Source organism: Paenibacillus sp. JT22N15 (assembly GCF_059383755.1).
On sequence record NZ_JBXENV010000017.1, the window covers coordinates 64,841 to 81,134 of the forward strand.

The 16,294-nt window shown below is 51.5% G+C and carries 17 protein-coding genes; 12 read left to right on the forward strand and 5 right to left on the reverse strand.

Going from position 1 to position 16,294, the window contains the following annotated elements:
• Positions 1-7: 7 nt before the first annotated feature.
• Positions 8-1,372 carry a YheC/YheD family endospore coat-associated protein gene (locus AC50X8_RS27325; RefSeq protein ID WP_056039777.1) on the reverse strand — a complete coding sequence of 455 codons (1,365 nt, stop codon included), beginning with the start codon at positions 1,370-1,372 and terminating at the stop codon, positions 8-10.
• A gap of 148 nt (positions 1,373-1,520) precedes the next feature.
• Here AC50X8_RS27325 and AC50X8_RS27330 point away from each other — a divergent pair, with 148 nt between their 5' ends.
• Positions 1,521-1,856, forward strand: a complete 336-nt coding sequence (locus tag AC50X8_RS27330; protein ID WP_056039779.1) for a YlbF/YmcA family competence regulator — start codon at positions 1,521-1,523, stop codon at positions 1,854-1,856.
• A 70-nt stretch (positions 1,857-1,926) separates the two neighbouring features.
• Complete coding sequence (locus AC50X8_RS27335) at positions 1,927-2,208, forward strand: hypothetical protein (protein WP_056039781.1); 282 nt, start codon at positions 1,927-1,929, stop codon at positions 2,206-2,208.
• Between the two features lie 69 nt (positions 2,209-2,277).
• Here AC50X8_RS27335 and AC50X8_RS27340 read toward each other — a convergent pair whose 3' ends face one another.
• Entirely contained in the window at positions 2,278-2,625 is a 348-nt protein-coding gene (locus AC50X8_RS27340; protein ID WP_046228758.1) for a helix-turn-helix domain-containing protein, read from the reverse strand.
• 180 nt (positions 2,626-2,805) lie between these two features.
• Here AC50X8_RS27340 and AC50X8_RS27345 point away from each other — a divergent pair, with 180 nt between their 5' ends.
• Positions 2,806-3,294, forward strand: a complete 489-nt coding sequence (locus tag AC50X8_RS27345; protein WP_056039785.1) for a hypothetical protein — start codon at positions 2,806-2,808, stop codon at positions 3,292-3,294.
• Between the two features lie 34 nt (positions 3,295-3,328).
• On the forward strand, positions 3,329-4,669 hold the full coding sequence (locus AC50X8_RS27350) for a DRTGG domain-containing protein (protein ID WP_056039787.1): 1,341 nt from the start codon (positions 3,329-3,331) through the stop codon (positions 4,667-4,669).
• 93 nt (positions 4,670-4,762) lie between these two features.
• Here the strand turns inward: AC50X8_RS27350 and AC50X8_RS27355 are convergent, their stop codons facing one another.
• The 3 genes from AC50X8_RS27355 to AC50X8_RS27365 form a co-directional block, all read right to left on the reverse strand.
• Positions 4,763-5,059 (reverse strand): YtpI family protein, encoded by a 297-nt coding sequence (locus tag AC50X8_RS27355; RefSeq protein ID WP_056039788.1) that lies wholly within the window; start codon positions 5,057-5,059, stop codon positions 4,763-4,765.
• A 171-nt stretch (positions 5,060-5,230) separates the two neighbouring features.
• Complete coding sequence (locus tag AC50X8_RS27360; RefSeq protein ID WP_056039790.1) at positions 5,231-5,746, reverse strand: sporulation membrane protein YtrI; 516 nt, start codon at positions 5,744-5,746, stop codon at positions 5,231-5,233.
• 3 nt (positions 5,747-5,749) lie between these two features.
• Complete coding sequence (locus AC50X8_RS27365) at positions 5,750-6,076, reverse strand: YtrH family sporulation protein (protein WP_056040129.1); 327 nt, start codon at positions 6,074-6,076, stop codon at positions 5,750-5,752.
• A gap of 126 nt (positions 6,077-6,202) precedes the next feature.
• Here AC50X8_RS27365 and AC50X8_RS27370 point away from each other — a divergent pair, with 126 nt between their 5' ends.
• From AC50X8_RS27370 to AC50X8_RS27405, 8 genes are all read left to right on the forward strand, one after another.
• Positions 6,203-9,865: a DNA polymerase III subunit alpha gene (locus AC50X8_RS27370; protein ID WP_494882723.1), complete on the forward strand. Its 3,663-nt coding sequence runs from the start codon at positions 6,203-6,205 to the stop codon at positions 9,863-9,865.
• Positions 9,866-10,377: 512 nt separating this feature from the next.
• Positions 10,378-10,878 (forward strand): phosphatidylglycerophosphatase A family protein, encoded by a 501-nt coding sequence (locus AC50X8_RS27375; protein ID WP_081418968.1) that lies wholly within the window; start codon positions 10,378-10,380, stop codon positions 10,876-10,878.
• Positions 10,879-10,976: 98 nt separating this feature from the next.
• Positions 10,977-11,165, forward strand: coding sequence for a hypothetical protein (locus AC50X8_RS27380; RefSeq protein ID WP_046229439.1), 189 nt, complete (start codon positions 10,977-10,979; stop codon positions 11,163-11,165).
• 40 nt (positions 11,166-11,205) lie between these two features.
• On the forward strand, positions 11,206-12,078 hold the full coding sequence (accD, locus tag AC50X8_RS27385; protein WP_056039797.1) for an acetyl-CoA carboxylase, carboxyltransferase subunit beta: 873 nt from the start codon (positions 11,206-11,208) through the stop codon (positions 12,076-12,078).
• The gene (locus AC50X8_RS27390; RefSeq protein WP_056039799.1) at positions 12,068-13,144 is read left to right on the forward strand and encodes an acetyl-CoA carboxylase carboxyltransferase subunit alpha; all 1,077 of its coding nucleotides are present in this window, start codon (positions 12,068-12,070) and stop codon (positions 13,142-13,144) included. Before accD ends, AC50X8_RS27390 begins: the two co-directional genes overlap by 11 nt.
• Positions 13,145-13,367: 223 nt before the next feature.
• A complete protein-coding gene (gene pyk / locus AC50X8_RS27395; protein WP_056039801.1) occupies positions 13,368-15,122 on the forward strand; it encodes a pyruvate kinase in 1,755 nt (584 codons plus the stop codon).
• A 197-nt stretch (positions 15,123-15,319) separates the two neighbouring features.
• Complete coding sequence (locus AC50X8_RS27400; RefSeq protein ID WP_056039803.1) at positions 15,320-15,796, forward strand: acyl-CoA thioesterase; 477 nt, start codon at positions 15,320-15,322, stop codon at positions 15,794-15,796.
• A 46-nt stretch (positions 15,797-15,842) separates the two neighbouring features.
• Complete coding sequence (locus AC50X8_RS27405; RefSeq protein ID WP_056039805.1) at positions 15,843-16,235, forward strand: FxsA family protein; 393 nt, start codon at positions 15,843-15,845, stop codon at positions 16,233-16,235.
• Positions 16,236-16,294: the final 59 nt, after the last annotated feature.

Below are 16,294 nucleotides of genomic sequence, written 5' to 3' on the forward strand. Positions count from 1 at the left end.
GCCTCCGCTAGAAGCCCGATAAAAAACGGGAATATTGAATAACCATGCGAACTGAGGGACGAATTTTGTTGTCATTCAGCGGCGTATTGTCATTTTTGGAAGGCTTGGAGTTGACCTCCAGCAGCCATACCCTGCCGCTCGTATCAATAGCCAGATCGATGCCGAGCTCACCGAAGTGGGCGGGAATATGCGTCTCAATTCCTTTGGCAATGAGGAGCGCTGCATGCTGCAGTCTGCTCGAAGTATCCGCTCGGCCGCTCGTCAAGTTGGATTTAGAAATGGCCTCGCTAACCGTGCTTAATGTGCCGCCCCGCGCGAGGTTGGAAACAAAATGCTGTCCGCCAGCTGTTCGGGCTACAATCGAAGTGATTTTCCATTTTCCGCTGACATTTTTCTGTACGAGCGCCCGGAAGTCGACGGGCCGCTTCTGGATTTCAATCAACTGGAGGCCTTGCTGCACCTGGTAGCGGACGGTTTTCATTTTTGCAGAGATGGCGGAATAGACTTTGAGCTGGTTTGGATAAAGCTGCTTGCGCGAACCTGTCGTTGTCGTAAATTGGGCCTGATAGCCGCCCGTTTCAGTCTTTGATACTCGAATGATCCCTTTGCCAAGACTTCCTGTGACAGGCTTCAAAAAGATGTTGGCGTGTTTGCTGCACATGGCTTTAAAGGTGGCAAAGCTGCGCAGTGAATAAGACTCTGGCAAATAGCGAAGGGCGGATTCGTCCTTCTTGAGCGCTTCGAAAACTTCCGTTTTATCGAGGAACTTTTCATTGAAAACAGTTGTCTGAAACCTGGATTTTACTTCTTTGAAAAAATGTTGTACGCTGGGTTTGTTCTCTAGTTTTCGGGAAGTTAGTCGATTGTTAATGACATTTGGAATGGGAAGCGACGCTCTTTGCCAGCCGCCCGCATAGATCCATCCTTCCACGGTTTGCTGCCCGCCAGATAGTTGGCCGGGGGTGAAAAAACATACATGCCCGCCCTGTGCAGCGCAGCCGTCAACCAACTCCTTGCAGAACATGGTGATCGAGCCAAACGGCTTATCTGGCGTCCCTGGATAATCCCTGCTGATCAGAATACCGATAAGCGGGCCAAGTGAAAGCGTCGCTGATCCGGATTTATAGTTGATTCTTAAGGCAGCGCCATTCGAAATGCCCATCTTGCGTGCTAGACTTTGGCTAATTCGAATACCGTCATAACGTGTGACGGGCAATACTTTGACATGTTGCTTAAGTGAGCCGAAGGTCATCGCTACAGGCTGGCCCTGAGGGATCTTCCACTGTTTCATATAGGCTTCGCCCAGCATGAGCGTATCCTCGGCGAGCATGCCTGAGCTGATAACCTGGACGGCTACTTTCGATTTGAGCATCGTAAATCTCCTTCCAAGCAGGAGGATTCCGGCAAGCGGGTAACAGCCGCTGGGTGTTTTGCACGAATTAATTCATCATATGAGGACATCTATCCCTTGGTGATTAGATACTAACAGCTGTTCACGCAAATAATGGAGGGGAAAAGCCATGAATGTTTACGACAAAACGTATGAACTGGCCAAAGCGTTAAAGGACAGCGAGGAAGCGCGTTTGCTCAAAGAAGCAAAGCAGGCTGCAGATGCTGATCCAGATGCAAAACGGATGCTTGATGATTTTCGCGAGCGCCAAAACGAGCTTCAGCAGAAAATGATGGCGGGCGAGGAGCCTTCCGCGGTCGATATGGATACGCTGAACAAGCTGTATGAGGTCATTTCGCTAAATCCGCTCGTCAGCGGCTTGATGGAGGCTGAGCGCCGCTTCTCCATCGTTTTTGAGGACATAAACCGCATTATGTCCGATGTGCTAAAATCCATCGTTGATTAACGCCGGCGGTCATAACCCTCGTCCTTGCTTCATATAATGTGAGGAAGTGCTACCAGAGGAGCTGAGGGATATGAGAAAAGGCAGGAGCCGTCATGTATTATATTTGCTAGCTGCGGTAGCGATGCTAGTCTACGGGGTGCCCAGACTGGATTTGGGCGCTCCTTGGAGCGGGACAAGCTTATTTGGCATCGTCTGGCTGGTGTTCTCGCTTGTCATTGTGGCGGCGCAAATCGATGCGCTGATGCAAGGCGAAGCGAGGCGGCAGCAGATGCAGCGCATTAAACGTGCCAAAAGCCGGGCGCTGGAGCGCAAGCTGCAGCAGGTTGTTGCCGGGCGGCGCGCGCGGGGCTAGCTAGCAAAAGCGAAACAAAAACAAATAAGGCCCAGCGATGATCGCTGAGCCTTATTTGTTTTTCAAACATTAATCCAATTCTTTGAACTGGACGAGCTGCTTTACGAATTTGTAAACCGCTTCTTGTTCTTTGACGGTTAGTCCATGTAATTGATGGGCGATTTTGTCGGCGTAACTATTGTCTTCTGGGCTTGTCTGCTGCGAAGCATCCAAATGAACAAGCTGTTCCAGCGGAGAGTCGAGCGCTGCGGCAATTTTGCCGAGAACATCGACGGTAGGACTTTTCTCTCCTCGCTCGACTTGCCCCATATACGAAGCATTAATGTCCGCTCTGAGCGCCAGCTGCTCCTGGCTAAGGCCTCTCATTTTGCGCAGTGTGCGGATGTTATCTCCTATGTATCGGGCAAATTTACTCAAATTGTTCACCTCAGCCTAAAGATAGAGCTTTAGATGCCAACCAACAACGTTCTATAGAACCTATTAAATATAATGACTAAAGTCATTGACGGAAATACCTGACTTTATTATAATTATGTAAAATGGTCCTTATTAAACTTCTTTTTACTTAAAAGGTTCTTTTTACAAGGAGATTGGGAGATGGTAGAAGAATTTGAGTTTTTCCGCAAAGTTCAGCTGCATTATCGTCAAGTGCGATTCCACGTGCGTTTAAGCTATACGATTTTTCATAAAAAAGAGAAACTTCTGCTCGCGCATGGTATTTTGCGCTGCCGGGTTGAGCCTCATTCACAACTGGTTGAATATCGTATCAGCTTGGAATCGGAAGTCGCATCGCGTCCTTATAGCGAGAAGGCCACGATTTTATTTTCCACCATTTACGAGGAAATTCCGCAGCAATCGGTTAAGATGACGGATGTGCCTGCTTATCAATTACGTTATTCGGTACCGATTGTTTACGATTGGCAAGCTTTTATTATTGAAGGCATGAGTACAGCTTTAAGCAAAGGCGTATTGCAGCCTGTGTTCGATAAATATCGTTTTGTGGACAAGCAGGGCAAGGAAATAGACGCGAAACTTAAGGTCGCCGCCGTTATGGTGGATTGGTATAATGAGAACATTAATAGTTAGCCAGCAGTGTTGAAAGCCAGAGGGAGGTACAGGTGTGTCTAAAGTCGGTTCCGGTTCAGAGACCAGCACCAAGCATGAGCTGATTCTTGCACATATTCAAGAGCTGAAGATCGGAACGAAAATCTCGGTCAGAGTGATTGCAAAAACGTTGGGAGTCAGTGAAGGAACAGCCTATAAAGCCATTAAAGAAGCGGAAGCAACCGGACTCGTCAGCACAAAGGAACGAATTGGGACGGTGCGCATCGACCGTAAAAGAAAAGAGGCGCTCGACCAGCTTACGTTTGGCGAAGTAGCGGAAATTGTAGAAGGCCAGCTGTTTGGTGGCGCATCTGGCCTTGAAAAAACGCTGCATAAGTTCGTTATCGGCGCGATGGAGCTCGATGCTATGCTGCGTTATATCGATGAAGACAGCCTGCTTATTGTCGGTAACCGGATCGGTGCGCATAAGCGGGCGCTGGAGCAAGGAGCAGGTGTGCTCATTACAGGCGGCTTCGAGACGAGCGAAGAGGTTAAAGCGCTTGCGGATGAGAAGGGGCTGCCTATTCTCTCTTCGCGATATGATACGTTTACCGTTGCGTCCATGATCAACCGCGCTATGTACGACCGTCTCATTAAGCGAAAAGTGATGTTGATTGAAGATTTGGTTACGTTCAGCAGACCAGCCGATGTGCTGCATCCCGGAGATACGGCAGGCAGCTTCAAGGAACTGCGGCGCAGAACAGGTTATTCGCGTTTTCCCGTGGTGGATGACCGCGGCAAAGTCATTGGCATGATGACGGCAAAGGATGCCTCCGGCGCACTGGATGAGCAGACTGTCGATAAGCTGATGACCCGCCATCCGATTACGGCAGCACCGAATATTACCGTTACATCCGCTGCTCATACGATGGCGGCGGAAGGGATTGATTTGCTGCCTATCGTTGATCGGCATCGCAAGCTGCTTGGTGTCATTAGCCGCCAGCAGGTGATTGATGCGCTGCGGTTTGCGGGCAAACAGCCCGAATCGGGCGAAACGTTCGATGATTTAATGTGGTCAAGATTTATGGCTAGTGAAGATGCGGCTGGCGAGTTTGTTTATAAAGGGGTCGTAACGCCGCAAATGTCAGGCTCGCTTGGCATGATATCGGAAGGCGTGCTCGTTACGCTTATGACGCAGGCTGGCAGGAGAATGATTCGCGAGACGGGGAAACGCGATTATTTGCTCGAAAGCATGACGACTTATTTTGTGAAGCCAGTAGAAATGGACAGTGAAATAACGATTATACCGCGGGCGATGGAGATGAGCCGCAAATCAACGAAGCTGGAAATTGAAGTGAGGGATCGGGGCGGGCTGGCAGCGAAAGCGATGATGTCAGCCCAAATGATTGATCCTTAAACATAAAGCAACCAGGGCGGTCGCTCTGAAAAAAAGGCAAGCGGAGTGAACGGAGCTAAGCTGTAAAAGCGCTGCGTTCGCCGTTGCCTTTTTTTAGCGGCGCGTCGTGCGCAGCATACTAAGATTGCGCAGTCCTGCGAAAAGATTGAATAGGCCAATGACCATGAATAGCGCCCCGATGACGATGCGCACAGTGGATTCATTGGACAAAAACAGCTGAACGCCGGCAATAAATATGAGCATGACGCCCATGCTTATATTCATTCTGGCCCCGTACAGCATACGCTTTGCACCATCAGCTGCTCTGCGGGATCTGTAGCTGAAAATAACGGTCAGCAGCAGGGTGAGGAAGATGACGGGTGCGAATAAATATTGCAGCAGTGAGTCCATTCGTTCTAAAGCAGCTCCTTTGCAAGCGGAATGATTGTGCTCTATTCCGCATTTCTGCTGCTATTGTAGCATGAATAGGGACATAAACAGAAGCAGCGCAGCGGGTGTCTTTACGCTGCACTGCTTTTTTTAATAAATTACTAGAAGCGCAGCCTCTTTTTCACCACGCTTTTAGCTCGGTCCGCGATCATGCAGGCGGACTTTAACCCACAGCTGCAGCACATTATCGACGACAAGCATCGTTTTGACCTCGACCTCGTAATCCTTCTCCAGTACCCCGTTGTAAACTCTCTTGCTCAGCAGCTTCCTTGCAAACTGCGCATTGGAATCAATCTCGTAAATGCTTTGCCCGATAAAAACGGACAGATCGGCTTTGATTCGACGAATCAGCTCAGCCTCTGTCATTTTGTCGAGCTGCGGACGACCTGCGTTTTGCCCGGCTTCCAGCTCAATTCTCGGCAAAATGCTCTTGATAACCGTGTGCTGATGCTTGAACTCTTTAAGATTGCCAATGTCCTGCTCATATTGCTCCAATTGAATTTCGAGCTCGCTTTTGAGACTGACAAGCGCCTCAAATTGTGCTTGGTAGAGGGAGTTGTAAACGACCGCGCCGACAACCATGCCGAGCAGGAGCATGCCGAACATTTGCAGCCCTTTAATATATTTGTCAAACGGTGGCAGCCGCATCGCTTAGCCCGTCCCTTTGCAAATGAGCCTCACAAGCTCCGTGCCCATATGAGCCCCGAGAAAAGCAGCGATAATATAGCCAACCTGCTGTGCCGCTGGGGACAGATGCCCCTCCATAATATTGCTTTCTATGACGCGCATCGGATCAATGGAGCCGCCTACTGCGGCTACTATAGCCCATATTTTTAAATTTGCCGCTGTATTGACCATCATGGAGGTGGGGGGCATCAGCAGAAAAACCGATCCAATGCCAGCGAGCATTGAGCCGCCTAATACGACGCCAAAGGCAATAAAGAAATCGAGCCCTGCCTTCATCAAAAAATAATTCACTTCGCTCACCAGCTCTCTTCGCCAAGTGGAGCCCGTCCGGCTCCTATTATCATTGTATGGGCGGTGCCTTGGCGATTATGATAAAATAGACAAATAGAGATGGAACACCTGAGGGGGCGAGGCGCAATGACCGCTAAAGAGTCGCCATTCGTGCATTTGCACGTTCATAGTGAATATAGCTTGCTTGATGGCGCGGCACGGATTCGCGATTTGACAGCCCGCGCTGCCGAGCTGGGAATGCAGGCGCTGGCGCTTACGGACCATGGCGTCATGTATGGAGCCATTCCGTTCATCCGTGCCTGCCAGCAGCATGGTATTAAGCCGATTGTAGGCTGTGAGATGTATATGACCGCAAGCTCGCGGTTTGAGAAGGGCTCGCGCAAAGAAAACCCGATCTATCATTTAATTTTGCTTGCCAAAAATGAAGCAGGCTATCGCAATCTCATGAAGCTGAGCTCGATTGCCCATTTGGAAGGCTTTCATTATCGTCCGCGCGTCGATCCGGAAATGCTGGCTAAGCATGCGGAAGGCATCGTCTGCCTGAGTGCCTGCCTTGGAGGCGAAGTTTCGCAGCATTTGCTGCATGACAGGCCCGATGAAGCGCGCAAGGCGGCACAGCGGTACCGAGACATTTTCGGCGATGATTTTTATTTGGAGCTTCAGGATCATCATTTGCTGGAGCAGAAAAAAGTGAATTTAGCGATGATTGAGCTGGCGCAGGAAACCGGCATTCAGCTGGCGGTTACGAACGATGTCCATTATATTACTGCGGCTGACGCAGAAATGCAGGATGTACTCATTTGCATTGGGACAGGCAAATCCGTCGATGATGAGGACCGTATGAAAATGCAGACGGACCAAATGTATTTAAAGAGCGGGGAGGAGATGGAGGCCCTATTCCGCCATGTGCCGCAGGCTATTGCAAATACGGCAGCCATCGCGGATAAATGCACGCTTGAGCTGGCTTTTGGACGGGCGCCGCTTCCGGTATTTCATCCCGTGCCAGAGGGAGCAAGCTCAGCAGGGTATTTGCAGCAGCTATGCAGCGAAGGACTGCTTGCAAGATACAGCCAGCTGCCGGAGTGGATGCAGGAGCCGGACTTCCGCCAGCAGGCAGAGCAGCGGCTAGCCTATGAGCTGTCTGTTATTGAAAAAATGGGCTTTAGCGATTATTTTCTAATCGTCTGGGATTTTATCCGTTTTGCCCATGAGCAGGGCATTCGTACAGGCCCGGGACGGGGCTCTTCAGCCGGCTCTCTAGTTGCTTATACACTGCGGATCACCGATGTAGATCCGCTGAAATACAAGCTGCTCTTTGAGCGGTTTCTGAATCCGGAGCGCATATCAATGCCCGATATTGATATCGACTTTAATGATGAGCGCCGGGATGAAGTCATTGCCTATGTCGCCCAAAAATACGGCGAAGGGCATGTTGCTCAAATTATTACGTTCGGCACCATGGCGGCGAAAGCAGCGGTCCGCGACGTCGGACGCGCGATGAATGTGCCGCTTGCCGAGGTGGATCGCGCGGCGAAGCTCATTCCGCGCCAGCTCGGCATTACGCTTGCCGAGGCGCTGCGGACGACTGAAGGGCTGCGCGAGGCGGCGGAGCGCCTGCCGAAGACGGCGGCGATGCTGGATATGGCGCTTAAGGTAGAGGGTATGCCGCGCCATGCCTCTACGCATGCAGCTGGTGTTGTTATTGCCAGCGAGCCGCTGACGGAGTATGTGCCGCTGCAAGCGGGCGGCGAAGGGGCTGTTTTAACCCAATATTCGATGGAGCATCTGGAAGCGATTGGGCTGCTCAAGATGGACTTTCTGGGACTGCGTACCCTTTCGATTTTGGAGCGAACGCTGAATTGGGTGAAGGAGCAGTATGGCGAGACGATTGATTTTCGCACGATTCCCGACAATGACCCAGAAACGTATGCGATGCTCGGCCGCGGCGAGACGACGGGCATTTTTCAATTGGAGTCTTCCGGTGTGCGCCGCGTATTGCGGGATTTGAGGGCGTCGGAGTTCGAGGATATCGTATCGGTTCTTGCTTTGTATCGCCCTGGTCCGATGGAATTTATTCCGAAATATATTCAAGGCAAGCATGGCGAGGTGCAGGTGGAATACCCTCATCCGTCCCTTGAGCCGATTCTATCCGATACGTATGGGATTATCGTGTACCAAGAGCAAATTATGCAGATTGCCTCCAGCATGGCCGGCTTCTCGCTGGGCGAAGCGGATTTGCTGCGCCGTGCCGTTTCGAAGAAAAAGCGCGAGGTGCTGGATGAGCAGCGGGAGCATTTTGTGAAGGGCAGTGTGACGCAGGGCTACAGCGAGGACGAGGCGAATCTCGTTTACGATATGATCGTGCGTTTTGCAGACTATGGATTCCCGCGGGCGCATGCGGCTGCTTATGGCGTACTGGCTTTTCAGACGGCATGGCTGAAGGCGCATTATCCGGTTCCCTTTATGGCTTCGATGCTGGCATCCGTGAACGGCAACCAGCGGAAAACGGCGGAATACGTCGATGAATGCCGCCGAATGGGCATTCAGGTGCTGCCGCCCGATGTCAACGAGAGCGGCGTGACGTTCACGCCGGTTGAAGGGGCCGTGCGCTTTGGGCTGGCGACGGTGAAAAATGTCGGTACGCAGGCGATTGAAGCGCTGCGCAAGGAACGGGCGGACAAGCCGTTTGAAAGCTTGCTCGACCTGTGCCGCCGCGTCGATTTGCGCGTTGTGAACAAGCGCGTGCTGGAGTCGCTCATCCAGGCTGGCGCCTTCGACTCGCTGCCTGGACACCGGGCGCAATTGCTCGGTGCCCTGGAGGAGACGGTCGAAGCGGCGGTGAAATGGCGCAAGGAGCGCGCCGAGCTGCAGATCGAGCTGTTTGGTTTCGATGAGGTGCAGAACTGGGATGTGGAGCTGCCGGACATCAGGCCGTTCTCAACAGCTGAGCAGCTGGAGTTTGAACGCGAGCTGCTCGGCATGTATTTGTCAGGGCATCCGCTCGATGCAGTGGAGGAGCAGCTTGCGCCGCTCGGGCTCGACCGTCTGTTTGAGCTGGCGGATAGCGCGGAAGGCGCGCCGGCGGTAGCGGCGGTGCATATTGTGTCGCTGAAGCCGTTCACGAACAAGAAGGGCAATGCGATGGGGTTTCTGGAGCTGGAGGATCGCATCCTCCGCGTTGAAGCCGTTGTGTTCCCGGCAGTGTGGAAACGCTGCGCGGATAAGCTGGAAAAGGGCGGCCTCGCCATTGTGCAGGCGACCGTGCAGCATCATGATGAGGAGTTTAAGCTCATCCTGGAGGATGTTGTGCCGCTCGCAGGCGGAGCTGCTGCGGCAGGGGCGCCGCTCGCAGAGCAGGCGCAGCGCTTGCAACGGCAAGCGCAAGCCCGCGCCGCGAGAGGCGCGTGGCCCGGTCCCGGGCGGGCGAAGCCGTCCGGGCAGGGCAAGGGCGGGGCGGCAGCGCCAGCCGCCCCGGCGGGCCGCGGGCCCGGCGCTGCTGCTGCGGGCGAAGCGCAGCAGCTGCCTCCGCGGGCACCGCGGCAGGAACCCGCTGGGCGTAAGCGCCAGCGGGTTTACATCAAGCTCGCAGCCGCGCGCGAGCAGCTTGCCGCGCTGGAGCGGCTCAAGCAGCTGCTGGCCGAGCACCCCGGCCAGCTGGACACCGTTCTGTTCTACGAGCGTGAACAGAAGCTGATCGCCCTTAGCGACAGCTACCGCGTCAAGCCGTCGCCGGAGTTGTTCGGCGAGATTGAGCAGCTGTTCGGCGAAGGGGCTGTCGTCGTCAAATAGGAGCAAGCAGCATACGGCGCAAGCATAAATTACTGGAGTTCATAGCTAGGTAGACAGGACTCCTGCAAAGGTTAGAACGTTTGATTTTATTTAATAATCGCGAAGCTTAAACATGGCAAAGCGATCTCTCATAGGGCTGGCCTTAGCTGTCTACAGCGAAGGCCAGCCCTATTTTCAAGCCATTGCTGCCCATTTCTCTTACTTCTCTTATTTCTTTTACTTCGTTAACCTCTTTTCCTCGCATTTCGGGCTTTCTTCTCTTATTTCGTCCTCTCCGCTTTCTAAGTTTTCACCCTGCGACCTCTTGCGCAAGCGAATTCAAAATGATGCACATATCTTTCTTTATCCGCATACATTTAGGGATACAAGCGGAGAAATGCGGGAGGTCAGCTGTTGCTTGCGGGCTATGGGGATACAGCTTCCGCGAAAGGCAGCATCGTTATTAGGGCCCCGAAAGCCGCATTGCCGCTGCTTACGCTGCATAACAGCGTACAAGCATGGGAGGGATGGACATGGCTTCGACATCCAAGATTGAAGCGTGGCTGGGCAAGCGCGGAGTGAAGGTCGATGATATTGCTGAGATTGTGTATACGCTGCAGCGTCCTTACAATGCGAGCTTATGCATGAAGGAATGCGAGGACAGCGTTCGGGCTGTACTGGGCAAGCGCGAGGTGCAGTATGTGCTTTATACGGGCATCGCTTTAGACGAGCTGGCGGAGCGCAAGCTATTGCCTGAACCGCTGCAGGCGATTATGGAAAATGATGAGTCGCTGTATGGGGTGGATGAGACGCTGGCGCTTGGCATTACGAACGTGTACGGGATGATCGGCTTGACGAGTTTTGGTTATTTGGATAAAGTGAAGCCTGGCATTATTAATCAGCTTAATATAAAAGGGCGGCATATTCATGTGTTCCTTGATGATCTCGTTGCGGGACTTGCGGCGGCCGCATCGGCAAGAATTGCACATCAGGACCCGAAAGCGCAGCAATACCATTTGCCCGATTCCCCATGATTATGATACTATTATAAGATCATATGACCTGTTAACGGGACTTAGCTATGTTTAAGATGTAAACTTTGCCCGTAGCAAAGTTTTCAGGAGGTACCATAATGTGGACGGTCATTTATATCGCGCCAACAGCAAAAATCGCAGAGAATATCAAGAAACGGCTTACGGAAGAAGGATTTCTCGTGAAGATCCGTCCAGTCAATCTGTCTAAACAGCAATTTGAAATATTGGTGCCGTCGGGTGAGCTGGAGGAAGTTCAAGAAGTGTTTAACTCCTTGTTTCAGCCGTAACGGATTCCCTTATTCGATTGCGCCTTGAGAGGTGTCATACGTGCAAATTAAGGACTTGTTTACGAAGAAGAAATACGCGACAGTACCTTCGGAGCGCCCTAAACGCGACATTCCAGAAGGACTGATGAATAAGTGTACGCGGTGCGGAACGATTCAATACAGCAAAGAGCTGGAGAAGAATCTGAAGGTCTGCTCCTCCTGTGGCTATCACTTCCGCCTTTCGGCTTGGGAGCGCATTGCCATGACGCTTGATGAAGGACAGCTGACGGAATACGATACGGACCTTGTATCGGAAGATCCGCTTGGTTTCCCTGGTTATGCAAGCAAGCTGGAGCAGCAACTGGCTAAAAATCCGAATTTGCGTGAAGCAGTTGTTACCGGCGAAGGAACTATCGGCGGTCTTCCTGTCGTTGTCGCTGTCATGAGCTTTGACTTTTTCAGCGGCAGCATGGGCTCGGTCGTAGGTGAAAAGATAACGCGGGCTGTAGAAGCGGCGCTTGACAAGCGCCTGCCGCTTATTATTTTTTCCACATCGGGTGGCGCACGCATGCAGGAAAGCATTCTGAGCCTTATGCAAATGGCGAAAACAAGCGCAGCGCTCTCCAAGCTTCATGAAGCGGGCGGCTTGTTTATCTCGGTATTCACCGATCCAACGATGGGTGGCGTCTCGGCGAGCTTCGCAAGTCTTGGCGACTACAATTTGGCCGAGCCTGGCGCATTAGTAGGCTTTGCAGGCCGCATTGTAATCGAGCAGACGATTCGTCAGAAGCTGCCGGACAACTTCCAGACGGCGGAATTCAATTTGCAGCATGGCCAGCTTGATATGGTTGTACACCGTAACGACATGAAGCAAATGCTGACCAAACTGCTTGATATGCATACCGCAGGGGAGGGATTGTCTAATGGCGGGTGAGCTTCCGTTCGAGAAACCGCTCAGTGATTTAAGGGAAAAGATAAAGACGCTGGAAACGCTCGCGGCGGGCAATGGCATGGATTTTTCCGAGGAAATTGCCCGTCTTGAGGAGCGCTGCAAGCAGCTGGAACAGGAAATGTACCAGGAGCTGACCCCTGCGCAAAAAATGCATGTAGCGCGCCACCATCAGCGTCCGACGACACTGGATTTCATTCAGGCGGTGTTTACCGATTTCATCGAGCTGCATGGCGACCGCCTGTTTGCCGATGATTTGGCTATCGTAGGCGGACTTGCCAAGCTGAACGGCGTACCGGTAACGGTTGTCGGACACCAACGCGGCAAGGATACGCGCGACAACATCGCCCGCTTCTTCGGAAGTCCCCACCCGGAAGGTTTCCGCAAGGCGCTGCGCTTCATGCAGCAAGCTAATAAATTTAATCGTCCCATTATTACTTTTATTGATACGAAAGGCGCTTATCCTGGCAATACTGCTGAGGAACGGGGCCAATCGGAAGCAATTGCCCGTAATTTGCGGGAGATGGCTGGTTTCGGCGTGCCGATCATATGCGTCGTTATTGGCGAAGGCGGCAGCGGCGGTGCACTTGCGCTTGGCGTAGGCAACCGGGTGCTGATGCTGGAAAATGCGATCTATTCTGCGATTTCGCCGAATGGAGCAGCTTCGATTCTCTGGAAGGATGCATCGAAAGCTGATCAGGCGGCGGAAGCGATGAAGATTACAGCCAAAGATTTACTCGCGTTTGAAGTCATCGAGGACATTGTAGAGGAGCCGCAGGGCGGTGCGCATCGTGATCTTGCTTTTACAGCAGAGCACTTGAAGACCAAGCTGTGGAGCCATTTGCAGGAGCTGCGCGCCATGACGCCGGAAGAGCTGAAAGAGGACCGCTACTGCAAATTCCGCAAAATCGGCAAGTTCCAGATTGCCCAGCAGGCGCTGGCAGAAGAGCAGCAAACCGCTGAGCTGGCAGACGAGCCTTCCGAGGCAGCAGCAGTAGGCGGAGAACCAAGCACTGAGAAAGCAGCGCAGCCGGAATCGGCGCAGGTATAGTTTACAAATATTTTATACTGTACAAGCTGCTCGTAATCGTGTAATTTAAGTTGTGGTCAAGGTGAAACGGCTTTCGCCGTCCTATGGCGGCACAGCGCGTTTCAGTCCGAGAAATATAAGCCTATTTATATGTGAACAACTTATAAATTCTTATATTTTTAAAAGAATATTAACTAGCAAGGCCTACCATTCAAGCAGGCAATATAACGGAGGAAAACTAAACATGCGTAAAACAAAGATTGTATGTACAATCGGACCATCCAGCGAATCACTTGAAAACACGAAGAAGCTTATTCAAGCGGGCATGAACGTCGCTCGTCTGAACTTCTCCCACGGCGATTTTGAAGAGCACGGTAACCGCATCAAGAATATTCGTCAAGCAAATATCGAACTCGGCAAAACAACTGCCATTCTCCTTGATACGAAAGGCCCGGAAATTCGTCTGGGCAAATTGAAAGAAGAGCCAATTGAACTGGTGCAAGGCGAGAAAATCGCTTTGACAACAGAAGAAATTCTTGGCGACGTAACGCGTATTCCGATTACTTATACGGATCTGCCTAACGACGTTTCGGTTGGTTCGACCATTTTGATCGATGACGGCCTAATTGGCTTGACGGTTGAAGAGGTGCAAGGAACAGAAATCATTTGCCGCATCGTCAACAGCGGTCAAATTAAAAGCAAGAAGGGCGTTAACGTACCAGGCGTAAACATCTCGCTTCCTGGTATTACTGAGAAAGACGCGAACGACATCGTCTTCGGCATTGAGCAAGGCGTAGATTTCATCGCGGCTTCCTTCGTGCGTAAAGCAAGCGATGTTTTGGAAATTCGCGAGCTTCTGGAGCGTCACAATGCGGGTCATATCCAAATTATTTCTAAAATTGAGAACCAGCAAGGTGTAGACAACCTTGATGAAATTTTGGAAGTTTCCGACGGCCTGATGGTTGCCCGCGGCGACCTTGGCGTTGAAATTCCAGCAGAAGAAGTACCGCTCGTACAAAAATCGATGATTCAAAAATGTAATCGCGCTGGCAAGCCCGTTATTACAGCAACACAAATGCTGGATTCGATGCAGCGCAACCCGCGTCCGACTCGTGCTGAGGCGAGCGACGTTGCGAACGCGATTTTCGACGGTACAGATGCGATCATGCTTTCCGGCGAAACAGCTGCTGGTAAATATCCAGTTGAATCGGTACAAACGATGGCTCGTATCGCTGAGCGTGCAGAATCGGCTCTTGAATACCGTGAAATTTTCACGAAACAAGCGAATGCACAGCAAACAAGCGTAACGGAAGCAATCTCCCAAGCGGTAGCTAATTCCGCATTTGACCTGAAAGCGAAAGCGATCGTTACTTCGACGCAAAGCGGCTTCACTTCCCGTATGGTATCCAAATACCGTCCGAAAGCGCCAATCATTGCGGTAACAACAGAAGAGACGGTTATGCGTCGCCTGGCACTTGTATGGGGCGTTATTCCCGTTAAAGGCGCACTCGTTGATTCCACAGACGGTTTGTTCGAAAATGCAGTAACCGGCGCACTCAGCACTGGTTTGCTTGCTCTTGGCGATACAATCGTTATTACGGCTGGTGTGCCAGTAGGCCGCTCTGGAACAACAAACCTAATCAAAATTCACCACATTGGCGAGCTTCTGGCAAATGGACAAGGCATCGGCAGCCAAACAGCTACTGGTACAGTAGTCGTTGCCCGCACGCCTGAAGAAGCTATTGCAAAAACAAAACAAGGTTCGATTCTGGTAACCGTATCGACCGATAAAGAATATATGCCTGCATTCGAGAAAGCGGCAGCTGTCGTAACGGAGCAAGGCGGCATTACTAGCCATGCGGCTGTTTGCGGCATTAACCTCGGAATTCCAGTTATTCTGGGCATTTCTAATGCTACAACTATTTTGGAAGATGGCATGGAAGTTACGCTTTACGGCGAAACAGGCGTTATTTACTCCGGCCAATCCAAGTCTGTATAATTTTCAAAAATATAGGAAAGTATATGATTTCGTCATACTTTCTCTATATTTCTCGGACTGAAACGCCGCGCGCCGCCAGAGGACGGCTTTCGGCCGTTTCACCTTAACTGCATATTCTCTGCTCGTATAGACAGAGCAACAACAAGCGATGGTGATTTCACCGTCGCTTTTGTTGAACTTAAAGGGAGGTTTACATGATGAGCAGCCCGTTGTCTGGATGGTTCGCGCATCCGCTGCGCGTCCGTTATCAGGAAACGGATCAAATGGGGGTCGTGTTTCACACGAACTATTTGAACTGGTTTGAAATTGGGCGCACCGAGCTGATACGATCAGCAGGCTTTGACTACAAATCTATTGAACAAAGCGGCATGCTGCTGCCTGTCATCGATTTGCATTGCCATTATGCATTGCCGGCGCGTTATGACGACACACTGCTTATTTGCACGCGCATTTCGGATTTCACTTCCGTGCGTTTATCCTTTGAATCGGAAATTCGCAAAGTAGATGAGGCGTCGTTTAAGCCCGCTTTTTACGAGCAGCAGGAAAGCCTTCCGGGGGAGCGGCTCGTTACGGGAGGAACCAAGCATGTGTGGGTAAATAAGGAGTGGCGACCTATGCGTTTGGACAAAGGGCTCCCCGCGCTGTATGATTTAATGAGGCAGATAACAAGCTGATTGGTGACGGCTGCTGCCAGCATAAACTGGACGGGAGGAATTTATAATGAAAAAATGGCTCATCGCAGCATTGATTATATTGCCTTTGATTGAGTTTTGGGGCATCGTGCAAGTGGGCAGCTGGCTTGGCGGGTGGAAGACGTTTGGGCTCATCGTTTTGTTCAGTATGGTCGGGGCTTATTTGACGCTGGCGGAGGGACGCAGAGTGTGGGCAGAAGCGCAGCTTCAGCTGCAGCAGGGCCAAATACCCGGACGCAAGCTGCTGGAGGGTCTATGTGTGCTGGCTGGCGGTTTGCTGCTGCTTATTCCCGGCTTTTTCAGCGATATCATCGGTCTGACCTTTCTGCTGCCGTTTACCCGTTCTTTTTATCAGCAGATCATGCTGCACTGGCTGGAGAAACGGATACGCGGAGGATCTTTTTCCATACGCAAGTTCTAAGATGTTTACATTAGCTTTACAAATTAATAATACGACACGAATAGTTGTAGCGCATAATA

What these genes read in the sequence shown, in the direction of transcription:
- AC50X8_RS27370 (WP_494882723.1), top strand. Translation starts at nt 6,203, where the DNA reads ATGACCGCTAAAGAGTCGCCATTCGTGCATTTGCACGTTCATAGTGAA.
- AC50X8_RS27355 (WP_056039788.1), bottom strand. Translation starts at nt 5,059, where the DNA reads ATGGACTCACTGCTGCAATATTTATTCGCACCCGTCATCTTCCTCACC.
- AC50X8_RS27405 (WP_056039805.1), top strand. Translation starts at nt 15,843, where the DNA reads ATGAAAAAATGGCTCATCGCAGCATTGATTATATTGCCTTTGATTGAG.
- AC50X8_RS27400 (WP_056039803.1), top strand. Translation starts at nt 15,320, where the DNA reads ATGAGCAGCCCGTTGTCTGGATGGTTCGCGCATCCGCTGCGCGTCCGT.
- AC50X8_RS27335 (WP_056039781.1), top strand. Translation starts at nt 1,927, where the DNA reads ATGAGAAAAGGCAGGAGCCGTCATGTATTATATTTGCTAGCTGCGGTA.
- AC50X8_RS27330 (WP_056039779.1), top strand. Translation starts at nt 1,521, where the DNA reads ATGAATGTTTACGACAAAACGTATGAACTGGCCAAAGCGTTAAAGGAC.
- AC50X8_RS27380 (WP_046229439.1), top strand. Translation starts at nt 10,977, where the DNA reads ATGTGGACGGTCATTTATATCGCGCCAACAGCAAAAATCGCAGAGAAT.
- AC50X8_RS27325 (WP_056039777.1), bottom strand. Translation starts at nt 1,372, where the DNA reads ATGCTCAAATCGAAAGTAGCCGTCCAGGTTATCAGCTCAGGCATGCTC.
- AC50X8_RS27360 (WP_056039790.1), bottom strand. Translation starts at nt 5,746, where the DNA reads ATGCGGCTGCCACCGTTTGACAAATATATTAAAGGGCTGCAAATGTTC.
- AC50X8_RS27345 (WP_056039785.1), top strand. Translation starts at nt 2,806, where the DNA reads ATGGTAGAAGAATTTGAGTTTTTCCGCAAAGTTCAGCTGCATTATCGT.
- pyk (WP_056039801.1), top strand. Translation starts at nt 13,368, where the DNA reads ATGCGTAAAACAAAGATTGTATGTACAATCGGACCATCCAGCGAATCA.
- AC50X8_RS27390 (WP_056039799.1), top strand. Translation starts at nt 12,068, where the DNA reads ATGGCGGGTGAGCTTCCGTTCGAGAAACCGCTCAGTGATTTAAGGGAA.
- AC50X8_RS27375 (WP_081418968.1), top strand. Translation starts at nt 10,378, where the DNA reads ATGGCTTCGACATCCAAGATTGAAGCGTGGCTGGGCAAGCGCGGAGTG.